Source organism: Synechococcus sp. NOUM97013, assembly GCF_014279815.1.
Taxonomy (GTDB): Bacteria; Cyanobacteriota; Cyanobacteriia; order PCC-6307; family Cyanobiaceae; genus Synechococcus_C.
This window is the reverse complement of sequence record NZ_CP047941.1, coordinates 2491588-2506255: the sequence shown is the minus strand read 5'-3', so window position 1 is coordinate 2506255 and position 14668 is coordinate 2491588. Positions and strand designations below refer to the sequence as shown.

The following is a 14668-nucleotide window of genomic DNA, read 5'->3' as shown; positions in this document are numbered from 1 at the left end:
AATGAAGGGAGCGCTCAGATGTGAAGTCAACAGGGCGGTGGTGCGCCTGTCGGTATTGGTTCGAACAGTTTTGGCTGTTGAGTCCCTGCCGTTGTCGAATGGAGCAAATGGTTGCCGTGGCTACATCTGCTGTCCCCGGCTGAGCCGTAGAAGGCTGCCTTCCGAGGTCTCAGTATTGGCGTCCAACTTCGCCAAGCATGCGAACGGCTCCGTAACGGAGCATCTGCCAGACGCGCTTCATCGCCGCGAAATCCCGCTCAAGCTCGCTCTGAAAACGAGCTCTGTCGGCACGTCTCGGCCCTCTGCTGCCAAAGCTTTCGCGTTCTTCAAATCGTCTCGACCGGTAGCTTTGATCGGAGAACTCTCTGCGGGAGCGTCCCTCCAAAGCAGCGCGTTCGGAGTATTGACGTCGGGACATGAGACGAAAAACCTTGACGATGGTGTGATGTCAGCAGTCGGTTCGGCCATCGATCCGTGGCCATTGCTACGGAATCGAAAGTTGCAATCCGAGCGGGCCATCCGTTTGGTGGTGCATGGTCGCTCGGGGGGCGTGGTGCCCGAGGCCCTGACGGCTCTGAGGCAGGAGCTCCAACAGCATCGTTCAGCTCCGGTTCAGCTCGAGGTGCTGACGGCTGATGCTCCGCCGCCGTGCCCTGACGCGTCAAGCTGGTTGGTGCCGTTGCTGTTGTGGCCAGGGGCGCATGCTCGTGATGATGTGCCTGCCATTCGGCGGCGCATGCGTTCGGAAGGTGCGGATGTCACACTCCTTCCGTTTCTTGGGGCCTGGTCGCGTTGGTGGTCGCTGGTGTCAGAAGCGCTCGATCCTTTGTTGACTGCTGAAGTCGTGCTGCTTCACCATCCCCTTCGCCCTGGAGTTGCTGATCGTTTTCTCCAACAGTTGAGCAAGCGACTGTCCGTTCCCTTGCTCCCGTCCGACCAGTGGTCGGAGTACCTCCTGCATCACCCCAAAGCCCAGGCATTCCCCCTCGCTTTGGCTCCCAATCGCATGACGGAGTCGCTGAGCGAGGCTGGAGGTTTGCAACCGCTTCTGCACCATTCCCTGATTCGTCAGGGCCTGATTGATTTGCTGATCGCTCTGCCGTGACCACCGCTCAACAACTCGGAACTGTTTATCTGGTGGGAGCAGGCCCCGGGGATCCTGAACTGCTCACCGTGAAGGCGCATCGTCTGCTGCGCAGTTGCGATGCGCTTGTGTACGACTCCCTGGTCCCCGAAGAAGTGCTGGACCTGGTGCCGGAGAGCTGTGAGCGCCGGTTTGTGGGGAAACGTCGGGGTCATCATTCCGTGCCTCAACCCAGCACCAACGCGGTGCTGGTGGAGATGGCCGAGAAGCACGCAACCGTCGTTCGGCTGAAGGGTGGGGATCCCTTCCTGTTTGGCCGAGGTGGAGAGGAGGCGGCGTATCTGGCGGAACGACAGATCCCTGTGCAGGTAGTGCCAGGGGTGACCGCAGGAATTGCTGCACCGGCCTATGCCGGCATCCCGGTGACCCATCGGCGTGCGGGTTCTTCCGTCACCTTCGTGACCGGTCACGAGGAGATCGACAAGCGGCGCCCTTCCGTCAACTGGCGTTCCCTCGCTGCTTCCAGCGATGGGCTGGTGATCTACATGGGTCTGCACAACCTGCCTCGCATCGCGGAAGAGCTGATGGCGGGTGGGCTCGTGCCGGAGACGCCCGTTGCCGTGATTCAGCAGGGGACAGTGGCTGGCCAGCGTTGTCTGAAGGCCACCCTCGCGAATGTTGCCGATCAGACCAGAGCGCAGGAGTTCAAGTCACCGTCCATCGTTGTGGTCGGAGACGTGGTTGATCATCAGGTTGAAGCTTGCAAGCCGTCACCTGCAGCGGTCACCATGCCGATTCCGTTTTGATCGGCGCCTCACTCCTTGAGTCGTGCCCGTAGTTGCGCCAGGTTGCAGGGTCGGGTTTCGGGATTGAGCTGTGCTCGGATCAACCGTTGCCAGGCCGTGGTGACGGCATCCAGGGAGCCAGGCAGCACAAACACAAAGGTGCCATTGGCAACGCCTGCCAGACAGCGGCTTTGCAGGGTGCTGGTGCCGATGCTGTCAAACGAGATCACGCGGAACAGCTCTCCGAAGCCGTCGATGGTTTTGTCCAGCAGCGGTGCAACCGCTTCCGGTGTGCCATCCCGGCCGGTCAGGCCGGTCCCGCCGCTGGTGATCACCACGTCAACGGTTGGGTCCGCGATCCAGCGGCTCAATTCCGCCCTGATTTGATAGCGATCATCCGCACAGAGGGCACGCTGATGGAGTTGATGGCCAGCGTCTTCGATGCTGCGCTGCAGCTGATCGCCGCTGCTGTCCTCATCGAGGGTGCGTGTGTCGGAAATGGTGAGCAAGGCAATCGCGAGGCCCACGGAACGGCGGCGGCGAGCTTGGACGCTAGAACCTCTTCAGCTGCAACGGCCGTGGTGCTGCACGTGTTGCTTTTCGCTTCTCTGCGCGAAAGGGCGGGTTGGGCCGAGCGCTCACTGCCGCTGTCATCAGAGGCGGTCACAGCCCGTGAGGTCTGGCACCAGTTGGATCTCGGCTCGTTGCAGGGCATCAGTGTTGCCGTCAACCAGCAGTTGGTGGAGCTGGATCAGCCCCTGCATGCCGGTGATGAGCTGGCTTTTCTGCCTCCCTTCACGGGAGGTTGAGGGATGAATGGCATCCAGGTTGAAATTCGTTCGACATCCTTCGACCCTTGGCTGGAGCTGATGCGTTGGGGCGGCGATCCTGCAGCGGTGGCGGTGTTTGTCGGCCGCGTGCGACCGATCGCAATCGATGGTCGGGTGCTTCAGGCATTGGAGTTGGAGCACTATCCCGGATTGTGTGAGCGCCAGATCACAGCCATGGCAGAGCGACTGCAGCAGCAGCACGGGGCAGGAGCGATGCTGGTTCTGCATCGGGTTGGGCTGTTGCGTCCGGGTGAGCCGATCGTGCTGGTGGCTGTCGAGGCGGATCGGCGGGGGGCCGCCCAGCGCTGTTCAGCGGAGCTATTGGAGGAGCTCAAGCATCGGGCGCCGTTCTGGAAGAGGGAGTGGTGCAGCGATCAGGGCACCTGGTTGGCGGAGAACACACCACTCTGATCCACGTTGGGGTGCAGCAATCGATAGCCCAATTGCTTTAACCGCTGGTTGCGGATGCGCCTTCCATCGGACTGCGGTTCCAGACCTCCCATCCATTGCACCGTCGCGAGCCCTTGATGCGCCAGGCTTTGTTCCACGAGGTCCCGCACCCGGATGGGCTGGTCATTGACCACATTCACCACACCGCTCCAATGCCCATCGACAGCAGCCTCCAGGGCACCAGCGGCATCGTCTACATGCACCCAGTTGGTGAAGGTGTTGCCTTCCCCCTGTCGTGCTTGGCCGGCCAAACCTTTGAGGCGCTCGTCGAGATCACGGCCTGGTCCATGCAGGGCCCCCAAGCGCAGGATGCAAACCGTCCTGTCGTTGATGGCGCCCAACAGCTGCTCGCTCTCTAGGAGCACGGAGCCATGGCCGGGGCCTGGGCTGGCAGGTGTGGTCTCATCCACCCAATCGCCGTTGGCATCGCCATAGACCGAGCAGCTGCTCGTGTAGAGGATCTGACGCAGTTGCGGCAGTTGTGGCAACAGCAACCTCAGGCAGTGGAAGCTGTCGACGAAGGTGTGCCTGTAGCCCTCTTCATCCACCTGTTGATTCCCTTTTGGACCAAGGCAGAACACTGCGGTGCGACTGTTTTGAAGGCTCTTCAGCAGTTGCTCTGGATCCGTGGCATCGCAGACCATGACCTCATCAGCCAAGGGCCTCAGTGCGCCCTGACGCTCCTGCCGTGTCGTGGTCAGGGTCAAGCCCAGCTGCGGTCGTTGCGGCTGCAGCCTTCTCGCCAAGGCCTGACCCACATAGCCACAACCAATGATCGTGAGTCCCATCACTGGCGCGAACAGTTTGACGACCTTAAAGACGTTTGATGGCTTTCACGGTGACTTCGATGACCGATCAGTGGGTGTTGAATCGAATCAATTTCGCCGGCTGTTGGCAGGGACCCGGCACCTGGTTTGGGCGTGATGGCTCGGATCGGTTGGATCTGACCACGCCGCAACGGGTGATTGATCCCACCACCTACGTCATCCGCTTCAGTGATGCAGACCATGGTGTTTGGGATGGTTCAGGCCTGGCCTTCACTCCGGGAGGGCAAGCCACCTATGCCATCAACCGGCAGAGTTACAACGCTGGCGGCGGATGCTGGCAATTTGAGGGTGCTGGCGGCCAATCCAGCCTGCGGCTTGATGCGGCGCGCGGTCGCTTCGGCCATGAGATCAATCTCTTCCAAGGCCGCTCCCGTTCGATGTTGGTGCTGCTCTGGGAGCCGCGTGATGGCGCCTGGTGGTTGCAGGCCGTGGGAGCGGTGGCCTTTCGCTGTCGCGATGCTGCAGATCTCGAACCTGAGCGTCCCACGTGCGGGACACCCGAGGCGTTGCTTGAACCCTTGCGGGGTTGGCCGGGCCAGGCCGAATCGCTTCGGCCACAGCCAGGGGTGATGGCACGAGCCAGTGATCCACGGTCTGTGGTGTTTGAACCGGATCAGCTGCTGCGTCATGACTGCAGTGCAGTGATGCCGGACGGTTTGGTGTTTTCGGCGCCTGAACGGTTGCCCGATTCAGCATGCACGTTGGAGATCGGTGCACGGCTTGCCGCTGATCGGTTCCAGCAGGTCAGCATTTGTTTTGATGCTGATGGACGGCTCCTGCAATGGGACCGCTCCAGCTTTCAACCAGTTCCCCTCAGCTGAGGAGGCGATTTAAAACAGGCGACTGCGGATCAGCTGGGCCCAGACCCGTTCGCCGGGCTTGAGATCACCCGCATCTGCCGGCAGTTCCAAAAGCAGATCGGCTTCCTGCAGGGAGCCGATGCGCGATGACGCCTGTGAACCATCCACGCGTGCCATCAGAGCTCCGTCACTGCTGGTTTCCAGTCGCGCGCGCGCGAGTTCCGGCCGGCCGGGACGTCGCGTCAGCGGATCCGCCAGCTCCACCTGGATCCGGGGGAAGCGTTCTGGTTCGCTTTGGCCTTCCAGCACCTGAAGTGCCGGCCAGAGCAGTTGCAATCCCGTCACTGCGGCGGCCACGGGATTGCCCGGTAGGCCGAAGAAGGGCACGCCATCATGCAGGGCACCAAAGGCAAAGGGGCGGCCAGGCCGCAGGAACAGTTTCCAGAAGTCCACCGCGCCCAGTTCAGCGACGAGCGGACGAATCCAGTCGCTGTCCCCCGCCGAGACGCCTCCGGTGCTGACCACCACATCGCAGCAATCGGCAAGCTCACCAAGGGTCACGCGTAAGGCATCAGGTTGATCGGCCACCACACAGCACTGATGCACCTGGTGTCCGAGGGCCTGGAGCATTGTCTCCAGCAGTGTGCCATTGCTTTCCCAGATGGTGCCGGGCGGTCTCGGGGCCCCAGGTGGCACCAGTTCATCGCCACTGATCAATAGGCCAATGCGTGGTTTTTGCTGCACGGTCAGCTCGGCTACGCCGCAGCTGGCGAGCCGGGCCAGGTCTGCAGGTCCTAGCCGCTGGCCGGCGGCCAGAAGTGGATCACCGGGCCGACATTCTTCATCTGCCGCGCGGATCCAGGGCCGGTCAGAGGCTTCCTGGCTTAATTGGATCTGGTTGCTGTCGACCGCGATGAGTTCCTGAGGAAGGACCCAGCCAGCGCCCTCCGGAAGGGGTGCTCCCGTGAGAATTCGGATGCACTCACCGGCTGAGAGCTTCTCGTTGAAAGGCTGTCCCGCAGAAGCGCGTCCCTTCAGCATCCAGCGATCGCCCACGGTCGGTTGACGGTCTTGCCCCAGGGCATAACCGTCCATGATTGATGCGCGGAACCCAGGCACTGGAACGGTGGCAATCACCGCTTCAGCGCTCACACGACCCAAGGCCTCGTTGAGTGGCACGGTGACGCTTTGATTTAGCGGCGTGATGGCTGCCAAGACACGTCTCCGGGCTTCCTCGAGGGGGAGACCTTCACGGCCGTAGGGCTCAGCAGCTCCAGCTGCCATGGCGACCTCCGTCCTTGTGCAGCAGCTGGATGCCGTTGATCGTCATGCCTGGCTCCACGGATTTCAACATGTCGTAGAGCGTGACCAGACCGATGGAGACCGCCGTGATCGCTTCCATCTCGACCCCGGTCTGACCTGTGGTGCGGCAGCTCGCCTGCACTTTGAGTCCTGGCAGGGAGGGATCGGGCTCGATGCTGATGTCCATGCCGCTGATCGGCAGCGGGTGACAGAGGGGAATCAGCTCGGACGTGCGCTTCGCCCCTTGGATGGCCGCGATGCGTGCGACCGCCAGCAGGTCTCCTTTTGGGGTGTCTCCACGCAGCACAAGCTCCAGCGTGGAGGGCTGCATCACCAGTGTTCCGGCGGCCGTCGCTTCCCGTTTGGTGATCGCGCGATCGCCAACCTCCACCATGTGCACCTCACCTTGATCGGTGAGGTGCGAGAGCTCGTCAGCCATGCGTGAACGGGTTGTTGACCGCTCCAGTGTTGATCAGCGCTCGCCGAGCACTGACCACATGGCGGCTTGGGAGGTCACCACCGGTTCCACCTGTGTGGTTGCTGTTGCAGCGGTGGATGGAGCGTTGGCTGCCTTCTGGCTCAGCACCATCTGCACAGCGAGGGAGGCCACGATGAAGGCGCCAACGAAGCCTGCTGCAACGGTCAGGGGGCTGCGCTGGACCTGGCTGGTGGTGGTGCTGAAGGCCATTGAACGAATGTCGGAGACATTCACTATGGATACAGAATGTACTCGTTGCTACCAAAAGCACTGAAATGTTGCAGATTTGACCCGTTGGCTTCGTGATTGAGAACAAGCAGACCGGTTGCCAACCCCTCTGAAGCCAGCCATCCGTGAGCGGATCCAAGCAGCAATCCCAGGCTCAGAGCGAAGCGCATTGACGCGTCCAAAGTTGAGACAAGACTCTTTGTTTTGGCTGCAATTGATAGTCGTTGTTGTCACCGTTTCCAGCTAGAGATAGAAAAATCGTCGCTTTGGCTACCAATGCATTCGCAGCTGGATCAGGCGCGGCATTGTTTTGCCTTTGAGCAGGATTTCGTCGGATCTTGGCGATGCATTCCACTGTGCGTCCGCCGCAAGCTGGATTTGGCTGGTGTGAAGCTCAAATTGAGTCATTGGCTGGCGATGACCCAGGCGCAGCGTCAGCAGTTGGTGGATTGGGGAGATTCACGCGAACACCTGCAGCAAATGCGAGAGCATTTGCAGCTCAGCACCGTGACCATGGCGGATGGTGTGGTGAAAGATCTGCCGCCAGCGGTGGATGAGCCCTGGCAGCAACCGGATCGTCTGCCGGATCAGCTCCTGGACGCAGCGCGCTCGCGTGGTGTTCAGCTCACACCGCAGGCCTGGCAGGGTATGCGTGAGCTCGATCGCTTTGCCCTCTGCAAGCTGGCCAGGTCAGGGCACGATCACCACAATCTCGAGGCGGCCTTCAGCGAAGTGCTGGGATGAGCAGTCGGCGCAGGCTTTCCAGCCGTCCGGTCTGCTGCTCAGCGGGTTTCATGACCGACACGGCCGGGGCCACCACAACGGCTGAGGCTTTGAGTTCCGGCTGTTTGGAGATTGGGCAGGACTGCTCATGCATCAGGGTGTTGGCTTCACAGGCTTCGGCTTGGGTGAAACCCCAGTGCATCGGCAGAAACACCGAGCCGCGGCGAATGCGATCCGTCAACGTCACGCGGGCGGTCAGGGTGCCGCGCCGGGATGTGATCGCGGCCAGTCCGTTGTCGTCGAGGCCGTAGGCCTTGGCATCCTCAGGATGCATCTCCAGGCGTGGTTCCGGATGCATGTCGTTGAGTCGTTGCACCATGCCGGTGCGAGTCATGGTGTGCCACTGGCCGAGATAACGGCCCACTGTTAGGACGAGCGGATAGACATCACAGGGTGGCTCGGCAAGGCCGAGCGGTGCTTCTGACTGGAAACGTGCACGACCACTGGCTGTCGGGAATCGTTTGCCGACGTAAAGACGCTTGGAGATGCGGGTTGGCTCATGTCCCTTGGGGAAAGGCCATTGCTGCGACCCATGGGCCTGAAGCAAGCCATGGCTGAGGCCGGAGACATCACAGACGCGGCCTTCGGTGAGCGTTGTGAATTCCGCGTAGACCTCCGCTGAGGATTTATATGAGAACTGCTCGGTGAATCCCAGTCGACGTCCAAGTTCAGCGAACACCTCCCAATCAGGACGGCTTTCGCCGTGGAGTGGCCGAAACGACGGGCAGTAGGTGACCCGTCGCTCTGAATTGGTCATGGCACCCGCCTTTTCGCTCCACTGCGCTGCGGGCAGCAGCAGATGGGCGTAGTGGGAAGTTTCCGTATCGGCGTACGCCTCACTGACGACCACGAGCGGACAGCGCTGCATGGCGTTCTTCACTCTTTCCAGGTCGGGCATGCTCACCAGGGGATTGGTGGCTGCCACCCACCACAGATCGAGCTTGCCCTGTTCCATGGCCTCCACCTGCTGCCAGGCACTCAGTCCTGGTGTTGCAGCAATGGAGTTCTTGGCGAACCCCCAGGCTTGCTCCACCTCTGCCCTGTGCTCCGGGTTGGTCACCAGCCTGTATCCAGGAAGCAAATGAGCCAGCCCTCCGGCTTCACGGCCGCCCATGGCATTGGGTTGACCGGTGAGTGAGAAGGGCCCGGCACCTGGCTTGCCGATTTCTCCAGTGAGCAGGTGCAGGTTGATCAGCCCACTGACCACGGCCGTTCCTTCCCGGCGTTGATTGACCCCCATCGACCAGAGACTGAGGACGCCTTCTTTGCGACTCCAGAGTCGGCCGACGGCGCGCAGATCCTGTTCCGTGATCCCACAGAACTTGGCGGTTTTGCCGGGGGTCCAGGCATTGATGGTCTGGGTGTACGACGCGAAGCCTTCGGTGGCTGCATCGATGAAATCGCTATCGAAGCCGTTGTCCTGGATGACCAGTCGTGCCAGGCCGTGGAGGAGTGCGAGGTCCGTGCCTGGAGCGATCGCCAGATGGTGGTCAGCGATCTTGGCGGTGTCGGTCGTGCGCGGATCCACCACCACGATGGTGAGCCCTTTCGGGTCGCGTTTCTTGCGCTTCAGCAGTCGCTGGAACAGCACGGGATGGCACTCGGCCGTGTTGGTGCCAATCAGGAAGGCCACGGAGCAATGGTCCAGATCTTCGTAGCAGCAAGGAGGACCATCGGATCCCAGGCTTCGTGTGTATCCGGCCACTGCGGAGCTCATGCACAGCCGCGAGTTGGCATCGAAGTTGTTGGTTCCCAGCGCTCCTTTCAGGAGTTTCTGAGCCAGGTAGTAATCCTCGGTGTGAAATTGCCCTGACCCATACATGGCAATGGCATTGGGGCCTTTGCCGGCCAGCGTGCTGCGGATGCGTCCGGTCAGTAGGTCAAAGGCGCTGTCCCAGCTGATGGGTTGAAAGTCGTCGTTGAGTGTGGGGCGGTAAAGCGGTTGGCTCAGGCGTCCGCGGGCCAGGGTTTCACCCACCGTGGCGCCTTTGATGCAGACCTGTCCAAGACTGGATGGGTGTTGGCGATCTCCCCGTGCTGCCCACATGGGATTGCCGTCGGCATCCCGCTTCACGGATTTGCCTGCTTCGCCTGGAGGCAGCAGTTCCAGGCCGCAGCCCACGCCGCAGTAAGGACATTGGCTTGTGGGATTGGCTCTGGAATCAGTCACATCCTGAGAGGCAGAGAATCAAAAACCCGGGGGAAGTCCCCCCGGGCATTCGGATGGCAGTCGAGCTGCAAACTCCGATCAGAAGTGGATTTTTATCTTCAGGCGAGTGCTTCTTCCGTTTCGCCTTCATGCAGATCCGCAAAGGACCCTTTGGGTTCCTTGAGGAAGAAGTAGCAGAAGAAGGCCACGATCAGACCAGCAATTCCAAGAATCTGGAAGAAGCGGCTGTTGGAGTTGGCGATCACCGTCGGATCGGGCTCGGCACCACCACCCATCCACATGGGCAGCAAGCTGAAGATGGTGAGGTAAGTCACGGCACCAACGTTGCCGTAGGCACCCACCAGGCCTGCCACCTGTCCGGTGACGCGGCGCTTCACCAGAGGCACCAGAGCGAAGGTTGCACCCTCCCCGGATTGCACGAAGAAGGAGGCGAGCATGGTGATTACCACAGCCACGAAGATTCCAGACGGGCCGGAGAACGTGCCGGGTTTGATCATGCTCATCACCAGGTAACCGATGCCAAGGCCAGCGGTGAGGAAGGCCATGGTGTTTTTGCGGCTACCGACCTTGTCAGAGATCAGGCCGCCGGCAGGACGCGCCACCAGATTCACGAACGCGAAGCAGGAGGCGAGAATGCCTGCGGTGGCCTTCGGCAGATCGAAGGTGGTTTCGAAGAAGGTGGGAAGCATCGACACCACAGCAAGCTCGGAGCCGAAATTCACGATGTAGGTGAGCTCAAGAATGGCCACCTGCCGGAATTCATAGCGGTCTTCCTTGGGATAGACCTTGTTGCCGAGGATTAATTCGCGGTTGGTGCGGATGATTCCCCAGGTCTGGAAGATGAACCAGACCGCAACGGCACCGAGAGCCAGTGGATAGGTGGCAGGGGTAAGGAAGCCGACCTTTTGCAGGCGCCAGCACAGCACGGCGAGGATGGCTGCGAAAGGAACATTCATTCCCAGCAGTCCCCAGAAGTCACGCATGGAGGTGACTTCCAGACCAGCTGTTCTCTCAGGGCGCTGGTAAACCTTCCCAGGAGGGGTGTCGGTGACGCTGAAGAAGTAGAAGACGCCGTAGATGGCAGAGATGATGCCGCTCAGGGCGATGGCACCGCGCCAGTTGAGAACTGCGCCGGTGGGCAGTTCAAAACCGCCGGAGAAAGACAGGAAGCCAGCGATGGCCACCATGGTGAGGGCAGAGAAGGCAGAGCCGAAGTTGCCCCAGCCGCCGTAGATGCCTTCAGCTAAGCCGATCTCCTTGGGCGGGAACCACTCAGCCACCATGCGGATGCCGATCACGAAGCCAGCACCAACGATGGAGAGGAGCAGACGTGCCACCACCAGTTGGTTGAAATCCTGAGCGGCAGCAAACAGCAGACAGGGAAAGGCGGAGAACACCAGGATCGAGGAATAGGTGATCCGGGGTCCGAATTTGTCCAGCAGCATGCCGATCAGCACACGAGCGGGAATGGTGAGGGCCACGTTGCAGATGGCCACCGTGCGGATCTGACCCACTGTCAGGTCAAGGTCGGCTTTCACGGTGGAAGCCAGAGGAGCCAAATTGAACCAGACCACGAAGGTCAGGAAGAAGGCGATCCAGGTGAGATGAAGTGTTCGGTATCTCCCCTGGAACGACCAGAGTTCGCCAAGCATGGGGTTTGTTTGGGATGGAGAGTCAAACCCCGGCGTCGAAACGAAGGCGCCCAGGATTTCAAGATGCGGCGCTCATGCAGACCGCCGAATAATTGCACCATTCGGGGTGCAGAGGATTCGTTGTCTTCGCTACCAAAATCATCGGCTCGGGTGGCTTGACGCTGAAAGTTCAGGGCTGCAACACGTCAATTCGTAGCTGTTGTTACTTGCACAGCACGTTCTTTAATTAATTGACGTTCTGAGGTTCGTTGTGGGCTCGCGATCGCTCAGAGCGGTGGTCTTTGCCGGTGGTGCCAGTCGTCGGATGGGCACCGACAAAGCGCTGATCACCACTGCGGACGGATTCACCTGGTTGGAGCGGCAGGTTCGGCTATTGCGCTCACTGGGGCTTGAAGTGTGTGTGATGAGCGCGCATGCCACCCATCGACGCTGTCTGTCCGGTTGGCCCGGGGTCACGGTGCAGGCCGAACCATGGAGTCCGTCCGGGCCTCTGCGTGCATTCAGTTGCCTCTTGACTGCTGATGAGACCCAGGCTCTGCTGACTTTGCCGGTGGACATGCCTGCGCTGCAGGTGGATGCGTTGCAAGCGCTGCTGGATGTGTGGCGTCGGGATGAATCGCGAGCGCTGGTGGCCGATGACGGTCAACGCCTTCAGCCCTTGTTGGGGATTTATCCATGCAGTGCCAGCAATCGTGCGGGGCTGGATGCTGAACTCCGTGATGGTCAGGCGCGATGGTTTGGCTGGCTTCAGCGGATTGATCACGACACTCTGCAACTGCCTGCACAGCAGCTCAGCAATGTGAATCATCCAGCCGATCTGGCAGCGTTGGTTGGATGACTTGCGCCTCTCCAGCGTTGACGCTTGATCAACACACCAGGCCCCTGGGGGTGCTGAGGCTCTCGTTGACCGCCCGTTGCAATCTGGCGTGTCCCTATTGCTGTCCGGATTCTGTTGATCCTCCGGTCATGCTGACGCTGGAGCAGCAGCTGCGTTTGATTCGCGTTGCGGCGCGCCTTGGTGTGCACACCCTTCGCCTCACTGGTGGCGAACCTCTGCTCAGTGATCGGCTGATGCCGTTGTTGGCAGGAGTGGCTGATGGCAGGCGCACCCCTGGTGACCCTCTGGCTGGTCTGCGTGACGTGGCACTCACCACCAATGGTGTGTTGTTGTCGGAGCAGCGCGCCAAGGCCTTGAAGAAGACAGGCCTGGATCGCATCACCGTGAGTCTGGATGCGGTCGATGGCGCTGTCGCGGCAAGGATGGCTGGGCTGCGTGGCGGACGGATCGCCGGTGAAGGATTGGTGCAGCAGGTGCTGGCTGGTCTGGTCGCTGCACGAGACGCTGGGTTCAACCCTGCTGCGGGTGCCCTCAAGCTCAACGCGGTGATTCAACGCGGTGTGAACGACGATCAGTTGATTCCTCTGGCGGAGCTGGCGCGCAGCCAGCAGATGGAACTGCGCCTGATCGAATACATGGATGTGGGTAATCGCAATGGCTGGCGGATGGATCAAGTGCTGCCGGCCGAGCTAATGGTGCAGCGCCTTGCTGAGCGGTGGCCCCTCAGTCCACTGGGTCGCAACGATGGAGGAACGGCTCGGCGTTGGCGCTATCACGATGATGTGAGTGATGTCGGTGTAGTCGCCTCCATCAGTGAGCCGTTCTGCGGCGATTGCAACCGTCTGCGCATCACGGCCGATGGTCAGGCCTTTACGTGTTTGTTCGCTGCCCAAGGAACCGATCTGAACCCAGCGATGGGCTCCGATCAGGAGTTGGAGCAGGCCATCCGTGCTCTCTGGCAGCGACGATCTGATCGCTACAGCGAGGAGCGGCATTGCAAGGCTGATCCTGTCCCTCGAGCAGAAATGGCCTATCTGGGCGGTTGAATTAATTGAATCAATGTCCCATGTGTAAGTCGTTAGCTTGTTCCGCGTAGGCCTCACCAGAGATAGGTTGGGGATCTTGCAGATTGACGGTCCATTCAAGGCCGGTCCCCTTGATTGCGAATCCGGGCAATTCAAGGTTAATGCCTTCAATAATTAGTTCCTGTAAAAAGCCGTCTTGAACTCCTCGATTGACGCCTTGTAATGCCGAAATTTCGAGTCTTGCGAATGTATTGTCATTGGGAGCACCTGAGCTATCCACTACCAGTTCACTGCCTCCCTGTAGATTGGTGAGTGGAATGAATGCGGCTTCGTCTTTGTCGAGATAAAAATTGGTAGTCAGACCCAACAGTGGATCGATTGTGATTTCACCCCAAAACAACAATTGCACATCATCAAGATAAACGGTCCCAATACCAGTTATGGGATCAATGCTGCCACCGATCTGGCCTATTTCAGCCTCTACTTTTCCAGAAAGTTCGACTAAGCCAATAGCAAGGTTCTGTGTAAAATTTTGCTCGGCTTGAGGGCAGATGAATGAAAGTACTTTACCGCTTTCGTCTAATCCGACGCTTACAATGGCTTCCCCAAATTCCATGGTACCTGGCCTTGGGAAACCTGGAAAAAATTCTTCGGGCGTATAAGTGAATGTTACGTCTTGGGCTATCGATTGCTGCGTTACATCATTGTCTCTTGTGTGGTTGGGGATTAGGGAGCGTTGTACTTGTGGGGACTGGGCTGAGGAATTTGAAGTGAAATTTGAAGTGGAATCTGAGGTAAATATTCTTGAGCCATATATCCATGTCAATGGGTAGATATCGCGAAGTTTTTGTGTCTGGCTTGAATAAGCACTTTCCAAAAGTTGCTGCTCTATTGTAAGCATTGGGATAATAATTGATATTGAATTAGCTTATTAGAAGTTTCTAGTCATGAATTTGGCGGTCTCGAGTTGCGTGTCAGCGTTTGTAGATCGATTTGACTATGGATTGGTGCTGCGCCTTGCTGAGCGGTGGCCCCTCAGTCCACTGGGTCGGAACGGTGGAGGCACCGCTCGCCGTTGGCGTTATCACGACGATGTGAGTGGTTTGGGCGTGGCCGCCTCCATCAGTGAGCCGTTCTGCGGCGATTGCAACCGTCTGCGCATCACGGCCGATGGTCAAGCCTTCACTTGCCTGTTTGCTTCACAGGGAACCGATCTGAACCCAGCGATGGGCTCCGATCAGGAGTTGGAGCAGGTCATCCGTGCTCTCTGGCAGCGACGATCTGATCGCTACAGCGAGGAGCGGCATTGCAAGGCTGATCCTGTCCCTCGAGCAGAAATGGCCTATCTGGGCGGCTGAACCGTCGTCGATGTCACCGTTTCTACGCGAAAAGCTCGGTACAAACGGGTGAGAGTTC

18 protein-coding genes are annotated in these 14668 nt (G+C 59.7%); 9 read left to right on the top strand and 9 right to left on the bottom strand.

What is annotated here, in order from left to right; all coding sequences use genetic code 11:
• Positions 1-169: 169 nt before the first annotated feature.
• Positions 170-418: a hypothetical protein gene (locus SynNOUM97013_RS13400; protein WP_255442829.1), complete on the bottom strand. Its 249-nt coding sequence runs from the start codon at positions 416-418 to the stop codon at positions 170-172.
• Between the two features lie 81 nt (positions 419-499).
• Here SynNOUM97013_RS13400 and SynNOUM97013_RS13395 point away from each other — a divergent pair, with 81 nt between their 5' ends.
• Positions 500-1105 (top strand): DNA mismatch repair protein MutS, encoded by a 606-nt coding sequence (locus SynNOUM97013_RS13395; RefSeq protein WP_370586433.1) that lies wholly within the window; start codon positions 500-502, stop codon positions 1103-1105.
• Positions 1102-1890, top strand: coding sequence for a uroporphyrinogen-III C-methyltransferase (gene cobA, locus SynNOUM97013_RS13390; RefSeq protein WP_186480219.1), 789 nt, complete (start codon positions 1102-1104; stop codon positions 1888-1890). Before SynNOUM97013_RS13395 ends, cobA begins: the two co-directional genes overlap by 4 nt.
• Before the next feature lie 8 nt (positions 1891-1898).
• Here the strand turns inward: cobA and moaB are convergent, their stop codons facing one another.
• A complete protein-coding gene (gene moaB, locus SynNOUM97013_RS13385) occupies positions 1899-2396 on the bottom strand; it encodes a molybdenum cofactor biosynthesis protein B (protein WP_186480218.1) in 498 nt (165 codons plus the stop codon).
• Positions 2397-2414: 18 nt separating this feature from the next.
• Here moaB and SynNOUM97013_RS13380 point away from each other — a divergent pair, with 18 nt between their 5' ends.
• The gene (locus SynNOUM97013_RS13380; RefSeq protein WP_255442828.1) at positions 2415-2678 is read left to right on the top strand and encodes a MoaD/ThiS family protein; all 264 of its coding nucleotides are present in this window, start codon (positions 2415-2417) and stop codon (positions 2676-2678) included.
• Between the two features lie 3 nt (positions 2679-2681).
• Positions 2682-3110 (top strand): molybdenum cofactor biosynthesis protein MoaE, encoded by a 429-nt coding sequence (locus SynNOUM97013_RS13375; RefSeq protein WP_186480216.1) that lies wholly within the window; start codon positions 2682-2684, stop codon positions 3108-3110.
• On the opposite strand, the gene SynNOUM97013_RS13370 is transcribed toward SynNOUM97013_RS13375, so the two are convergent.
• Positions 3074-3937 (bottom strand): NAD-dependent epimerase/dehydratase family protein, encoded by an 864-nt coding sequence (locus SynNOUM97013_RS13370; protein ID WP_186480215.1) that lies wholly within the window; start codon positions 3935-3937, stop codon positions 3074-3076. The two genes, SynNOUM97013_RS13375 and SynNOUM97013_RS13370, sit on opposite strands and share 37 nt — an antisense overlap.
• 38 nt (positions 3938-3975) lie before the next feature.
• Between SynNOUM97013_RS13370 and SynNOUM97013_RS13365 the strand changes: the two genes are divergently transcribed.
• Positions 3976-4797: a hypothetical protein gene (locus SynNOUM97013_RS13365; protein WP_255442827.1), complete on the top strand. Its 822-nt coding sequence runs from the start codon at positions 3976-3978 to the stop codon at positions 4795-4797.
• A 9-nt stretch (positions 4798-4806) separates the two neighbouring features.
• On the opposite strand, the gene glp is transcribed toward SynNOUM97013_RS13365, so the two are convergent.
• Genes glp through SynNOUM97013_RS13350 form a run of 3 tightly spaced genes read right to left on the bottom strand, consistent with a single transcriptional unit; the run spans position 4807 to position 6766 of the window.
• Entirely contained in the window at positions 4807-6060 is a 1254-nt protein-coding gene (glp, locus tag SynNOUM97013_RS13360) for a gephyrin-like molybdotransferase Glp (protein ID WP_186480214.1), read from the bottom strand.
• Positions 6041-6517, bottom strand: a complete 477-nt coding sequence (moaC, locus tag SynNOUM97013_RS13355) for a cyclic pyranopterin monophosphate synthase MoaC (RefSeq protein WP_186480213.1) — start codon at positions 6515-6517, stop codon at positions 6041-6043. Before moaC ends, glp begins: the two co-directional genes overlap by 20 nt.
• Positions 6518-6550: 33 nt before the next feature.
• Positions 6551-6766, bottom strand: a complete 216-nt coding sequence (locus SynNOUM97013_RS13350) for a hypothetical protein (RefSeq protein ID WP_186480212.1) — start codon at positions 6764-6766, stop codon at positions 6551-6553.
• A gap of 294 nt (positions 6767-7060) precedes the next feature.
• Here SynNOUM97013_RS13350 and SynNOUM97013_RS13345 point away from each other — a divergent pair, with 294 nt between their 5' ends.
• Positions 7061-7528, top strand: a complete 468-nt coding sequence (locus SynNOUM97013_RS13345) for a nitrate reductase associated protein (RefSeq protein ID WP_186480211.1) — start codon at positions 7061-7063, stop codon at positions 7526-7528.
• Here SynNOUM97013_RS13345 and SynNOUM97013_RS13340 read toward each other — a convergent pair.
• Together SynNOUM97013_RS13340 and SynNOUM97013_RS13335 are read right to left on the bottom strand one after the other, a co-directional pair.
• Entirely contained in the window at positions 7509-9737 is a 2229-nt protein-coding gene (locus tag SynNOUM97013_RS13340) for a molybdopterin oxidoreductase family protein (protein ID WP_186480210.1), read from the bottom strand. The two genes, SynNOUM97013_RS13345 and SynNOUM97013_RS13340, sit on opposite strands and share 20 nt — an antisense overlap.
• Positions 9738-9835: 98 nt before the next feature.
• Positions 9836-11389, bottom strand: a complete 1554-nt coding sequence (locus tag SynNOUM97013_RS13335; protein ID WP_186480209.1) for an MFS transporter — start codon at positions 11387-11389, stop codon at positions 9836-9838.
• Positions 11390-11639: 250 nt separating this feature from the next.
• On the opposite strand from SynNOUM97013_RS13335, the gene SynNOUM97013_RS13330 reads away from it, so the two are divergent.
• On the top strand, positions 11640-12227 hold the full coding sequence (locus SynNOUM97013_RS13330) for a molybdenum cofactor guanylyltransferase (protein WP_255442826.1): 588 nt from the start codon (positions 11640-11642) through the stop codon (positions 12225-12227).
• A complete protein-coding gene (locus SynNOUM97013_RS13325; protein ID WP_186480208.1) occupies positions 12224-13273 on the top strand; it encodes a GTP 3',8-cyclase MoaA in 1050 nt (349 codons plus the stop codon). The genes SynNOUM97013_RS13330 and SynNOUM97013_RS13325 overlap by 4 nt, the downstream gene beginning before the upstream one ends.
• A gap of 10 nt (positions 13274-13283) precedes the next feature.
• Here the strand turns inward: SynNOUM97013_RS13325 and SynNOUM97013_RS13320 are convergent, their stop codons facing one another.
• The gene (locus SynNOUM97013_RS13320; protein WP_186480207.1) at positions 13284-14153 is read right to left on the bottom strand and encodes a hypothetical protein; all 870 of its coding nucleotides are present in this window, start codon (positions 14151-14153) and stop codon (positions 13284-13286) included.
• A 70-nt stretch (positions 14154-14223) separates the two neighbouring features.
• Between SynNOUM97013_RS13320 and SynNOUM97013_RS13315 the strand changes: the two genes are divergently transcribed.
• The gene (locus tag SynNOUM97013_RS13315; RefSeq protein WP_255442825.1) at positions 14224-14610 is read left to right on the top strand and encodes a hypothetical protein; all 387 of its coding nucleotides are present in this window, start codon (positions 14224-14226) and stop codon (positions 14608-14610) included.
• Positions 14611-14668: the final 58 nt, after the last annotated feature.

Coding starts and splice junctions, on each gene's coding strand:
- SynNOUM97013_RS13400 (WP_255442829.1), bottom strand. CDS start 418: ATGTCCCGACGTCAATACTCCGAACGCGCTGCTTTGGAGGGACGCTCC.
- SynNOUM97013_RS13375 (WP_186480216.1), top strand. CDS start 2,682: ATGAATGGCATCCAGGTTGAAATTCGTTCGACATCCTTCGACCCTTGG.
- SynNOUM97013_RS13370 (WP_186480215.1), bottom strand. CDS start 3,937: ATGGGACTCACGATCATTGGTTGTGGCTATGTGGGTCAGGCCTTGGCG.
- SynNOUM97013_RS13365 (WP_255442827.1), top strand. CDS start 3,976: ATGGCTTTCACGGTGACTTCGATGACCGATCAGTGGGTGTTGAATCGA.
- glp (WP_186480214.1), bottom strand. CDS start 6,060: ATGGCAGCTGGAGCTGCTGAGCCCTACGGCCGTGAAGGTCTCCCCCTC.
- moaC (WP_186480213.1), bottom strand. CDS start 6,517: ATGGCTGACGAGCTCTCGCACCTCACCGATCAAGGTGAGGTGCACATG.
- SynNOUM97013_RS13350 (WP_186480212.1), bottom strand. CDS start 6,766: ATGGCCTTCAGCACCACCACCAGCCAGGTCCAGCGCAGCCCCCTGACC.
- SynNOUM97013_RS13345 (WP_186480211.1), top strand. CDS start 7,061: ATGCATTCGCAGCTGGATCAGGCGCGGCATTGTTTTGCCTTTGAGCAG.
- SynNOUM97013_RS13335 (WP_186480209.1), bottom strand. CDS start 11,389: ATGCTTGGCGAACTCTGGTCGTTCCAGGGGAGATACCGAACACTTCAT.
- SynNOUM97013_RS13325 (WP_186480208.1), top strand. CDS start 12,224: ATGACTTGCGCCTCTCCAGCGTTGACGCTTGATCAACACACCAGGCCC.
- SynNOUM97013_RS13320 (WP_186480207.1), bottom strand. CDS start 14,153: ATGCTTACAATAGAGCAGCAACTTTTGGAAAGTGCTTATTCAAGCCAG.